We start from the raw sequence: 3,848 nt of genomic DNA on the forward strand, positions 1-3,848 counted from the left end.
AGCTGGTCGAGGCGATCATGACCGCCCTGGGCGAGCAGACCGTCACCGTCCCGGGCACCGCCGCCGCCGACACCGTCCTGCCGCGGCTGGCGGACAGCCTGAAAACCGTTCTCCAGCAACGCAAACAGGTCGCTGAGCAGGTCGAGGGGATACTCGATGCGCACCCTCTTGCCGGGGTCCTGACCTCGATGCCCGGCATCGGCGTCAGGACCGCCGCCCGCATCCTGCTCGAAATCGGCGACGCCGCGAACTTCAAGACCTCCGGGCACCTGGCCGCCTACGCCGGCATCGCCCCGGTCACCCGCAGCTCCGGCACCAGCATCAAGGGCGAACACCCCGCCCGGACCGGCAACCGCCAACTCAAACGCGCGTTCTTCCTCGCAGCGTTCGCCTCGCTGTCCGACCCGGTCAGCCGCGCCTACTACGACAGGAAGCGGGCCGAGGGCAAGAAGCACAACGCCGCCCTCATCTGCCTCGCCCGCCGCCGCTGCGACGTCCTCTACGCCATGCTCCGCAACGGCACCCACTACCGCCACCCCGAACCAGCCCCAGCCGCGGCTTGACAACCACATAGGGACACCCCCCGGCGGCAGGTGACTCCACAAAGGACCTCAGCCAAGATCGCCGCGGCCGCCACTCACGGACGGACGAAGACCGGCTTCCCCGGCGGCGGGTCCAGCAGCACCCCGACGGCGTCGTCGTAGCCGAACGGACCGGCCAGCATCGGCGACGGGTCCAAAGTCCCGTCGCCGATCAGCTTCAGCACCCCAGGAACGTGCGGACTCGCATGCGGCGGTCCCACCACGAGATTGATTCCCGTGCCGTACAAGGAGAAGTACGGCAACCGCGGCTCTCCGAAGTAGACGGACCGGATCACGCACGTCCCACCCGGACGGGTCGACAGCAACGCACACCGGAACCCCGCGCTCGCCGCAGACGCGTCCACGACCAGGTCGAAGGTCCCCTCGAGCCGGTCGGGGTACGCATCAGCCGCGACGACCGTCGCACCAGCGGCGGCAGCCTTGGCGCAGCGCCCCGCATCGACGTCGAGGTACGTGACCTTCCCCGCCCCCAGCGCCACGGCGCTCAGCACAGTCAACAGCCCAAGGCTCGCCGTCCCGCCGACGACGAGCACTTCCGCGCCAGGCTGGACCTCAAGGGTCGGGCGGACGGCCTGGAAAGCGTCGGTGAGGTTGTCGGCGGCCGACGCGGCCACGAACGGAGCGACGGCCGCGGGCAGGGGCGTGAGGTTGTAACGAGCCCACGGAACCCGGACCAGCTCGTCGAACAACCCGCCCCAAAGCCCGCCGGCGCTCGTGCCGAAGGACGCCAGGCGCGGCACCGAAGCGCAGGCGCCCGGCAGGTCGCGGCGGCAGTTCTCGCACGTGCCGCAGCTGATGTGCCACGGGATGACCACCCGCTGGCCGACGTGCAGCGGCGAAGCGTCGCCGTCGAGGTCGACGATCTCGCCGACCGCCTCGTGGCCGAGGGCGAACGGGGTTTCGAACGGCGCGGGCGACACCACGAGCCGGCGGTCGAGGTCGCAGGCGGACGACGCGATCGGCCGCACCAGCGCGTCTCCGGGCGCGGCGAGGCCCGGCGCCGGCCGGTCCTGCCATTCCAGGGCGCGCGGACCGGTGACGACGAGGCTCTGCATGGCACTCCTTAGACGACGCTCTCTAGAGGGCGGACTCTAGAGAGGCACGTTCGGTATCGTCAACCCATGCCACGCCTCGTGCACGACACGTCGACGATCCTCGACGCGGCCGCCCGGCTGCTCGCCGCGGGCAGCGCCGACGCGATCACCATCGCCGGCGTGATCCGGGAAGCCGCGGTGTCCAGCGGCTCCGTCTACCACCGGTTCCCCAACCGCGCGGCGCTGCTGGCCGCCGTCTGGAACCGGGCGGTGGGGAGCTTCCACGCCGAGCTGTCCCCGCTCTTCGACGACGAGCCGGTGGCCGCGGCGGTCGCGCTCGGGCGCCGGACGGTGTCCTGGTGCCGCGCCCACCCGGCCGACGCCCGGGTGCTGCTGACCGGCCTCGGCTCCTTCGAACCCGCCGCCTGGCCCGCGGAAAGCCGGGACGCCCGGGAGGCCGACCAGGCCGAGTGGGACCAGCGCATCCGCCGCCTGGTGACCGACCTCAAGGCGGCGACCGGGCGGGGCACGGCGGAGATCCTGCTCGTCGTCGTCGACCTGCCCTACGCCGCTGTGCGCCGCTACCTCGGCGCGGACCGGCCGATCCCGGCGGCGCTCGAAGACATCGTCGAGCGCGCCATCCGGTCGGCGCTCACCGCCGGCTGACGCGGGCTCACCGCACGGGAACACGCGGGGCGTCGAGGAGGCTCCGGTCACCGTCGACGCCGTGGGCGAGCGCGGCCGCCACGTCCTCGTGGGGTGTCCCCAGCCGGACGGCGCCGGCCGCCGTCAGCCGCCGGTCGTGCTCGTCGGCGAGTTCGACGTCCAGCGCGTCGAGGTAGCCCTTCAGGTGGGCCGGGGTGCGCGGGCCCACGATGGGGACCAGCGAGGTCCGGGCTTCGGCAGCACGTCGGCGCAGCCACGCCAAGGCGACCTGGACCGGCCCGATCCCGGCGCTCTCGGCGACGTCGAGGACGGCGTCCGCCACCGCCGCCTTCCCGGCGTCCGTCTCCCGGGCGCTGAGCCTGCCCTGCTCGCCGCGCCGGTACTTCCCGGTCAGCAGCCCGCCCGCCAGCGGCGAGTACAGGACGACGCCGAGCCCGTGGGCCTCGGCCATCGGGAGCAGCTCCCGTTCCGCGGACCGCTCGGCCAGGCTGTACTCGGTCTGGATGCCGGCCAGCGCCGGGTGCCCGCCCAGCTCCGCCCGGACCGCCGCGCCGGCGACCCGCCAGGCCGGGAAGTTCGACAGCCCGCCGTAGCGGATCTTGCCCGCGCGGATCAGGTCCTCGAAGCCGGCGAGGATCTCCGCCACCGGCGTCACGCCGTCGGGGAAGTGCGGCATGAAGACGTCGACGTAGCCGGTCTTCAGGCGCCGCAGGCTCTCCTCCAGGGAACGGATCATCGTCTTGCGGCTGTTGCCGGTGGTGCCCGGCCGGACCGCCGCCTTCCGGCTGCCGCCGTACTTGGTGATCAGCACGAAGTCGTCGCGCTCGCGGCCGACGAGGTCGCCGAGGATGGTCTCGGCTTCGCCGTCCTGGTAGATGTTCGAGACGTCGAACGTGGTGCCGCCGGCCGCGACGAAGTCCTCGAAGATCGCCTTCGCGCCCGCGACGCCCGCGGCGGTGGGTGCCGAGCCGAAGTTGGCCGTGCCCAGCACGTACTCCGAGATCCGCAACCCGCTGTTTCGGCCGAAAGCCTGGTAACGCACGGAAGTCTCCTCCGGGACGAGCGGTGGGGTATGGTCGGGACGTTACCACAAAAAACGAATGGTCGTTCTTTTATGCCGAGAGTCACGCAAGCCCACCTCGACGCCCGCCGCCGGCAGATCCTCGACGCGGCCCGCGCCCGCTTCGCCACGCACGGCTTCGCCCGGACGTCCATGACCGACCTCGTCGAAGCCTCCGGCCTGTCGGTCGGCGCGATCTACCGGTACTTCAAGGGCAAGGACGAGATCGTCACCGCCATCTGCGAGGAGGCGAGCCAGGCGCTGCCCGCCGAGCTGACGGCCGCGACGGCGCGCGAGTTCCTCGAGCACATCCGCGCCATGGCCCGCGAGGAGGACCACGCCCGGCTGGTCGCGCAGATCTACGCCGAAGCCGCCGTCTCCCCTCCCCTCGCGGCCCTCGTCGAGCGGCAGCTCGCCGACCTGCGCGCCGCGGTCGCCGCGCTCCTGCCCGGCCGCAAGCGGGCCGACGCGGCGCGGATCGCCGAG

5 protein-coding genes are annotated in these 3,848 nt (G+C 72.6%); 3 read left to right on the plus strand and 2 right to left on the minus strand.

Annotation, left to right across the window (positions count from 1 at the left end; genetic code table 11):
* Window positions 1-563: transposase (locus tag G3I65_RS54520; protein ID WP_160701391.1), on the plus strand; the 563-nt coding region annotated here is incomplete at its 5' end.
* Window positions 564-637: 74 nt separating this feature from the next.
* Here G3I65_RS54520 and G3I65_RS54525 read toward each other — a convergent pair.
* Window positions 638-1,657, minus strand: coding sequence for a zinc-binding dehydrogenase (locus tag G3I65_RS54525; protein WP_160704308.1), 1,020 nt, complete (start codon window positions 1,655-1,657; stop codon window positions 638-640).
* Between the two features lie 66 nt (window positions 1,658-1,723).
* Between G3I65_RS54525 and G3I65_RS54530 the strand changes: the two genes are divergently transcribed.
* Window positions 1,724-2,302, plus strand: a complete 579-nt coding sequence (locus G3I65_RS54530) for a TetR/AcrR family transcriptional regulator (RefSeq protein ID WP_160704310.1) — start codon at window positions 1,724-1,726, stop codon at window positions 2,300-2,302.
* Window positions 2,303-2,309: 7 nt separating this feature from the next.
* Here G3I65_RS54530 and G3I65_RS54535 read toward each other — a convergent pair whose 3' ends face one another.
* Window positions 2,310-3,344: an aldo/keto reductase gene (locus G3I65_RS54535; protein WP_160704312.1), complete on the minus strand. Its 1,035-nt coding sequence runs from the start codon at window positions 3,342-3,344 to the stop codon at window positions 2,310-2,312.
* A gap of 72 nt (window positions 3,345-3,416) precedes the next feature.
* Here G3I65_RS54535 and G3I65_RS54540 point away from each other — a divergent pair.
* The coding region (locus G3I65_RS54540) for a TetR/AcrR family transcriptional regulator (RefSeq protein ID WP_160704314.1) at window positions 3,417-3,848 on the plus strand (432 nt) is incomplete at its 3' end.

It is taken from the genome of Amycolatopsis sp. SID8362, assembly GCF_010550475.1.
Lineage (GTDB): Bacteria > Actinomycetota > Actinomycetes > Mycobacteriales > Pseudonocardiaceae > Amycolatopsis > Amycolatopsis eburnea.

What these genes read in the sequence shown, in the direction of transcription:
- G3I65_RS54530 (WP_160704310.1), top strand. Translation starts at nt 1,724, where the DNA reads ATGCCACGCCTCGTGCACGACACGTCGACGATCCTCGACGCGGCCGCC.
- G3I65_RS54525 (WP_160704308.1), bottom strand. Translation starts at nt 1,657, where the DNA reads ATGCAGAGCCTCGTCGTCACCGGTCCGCGCGCCCTGGAATGGCAGGAC.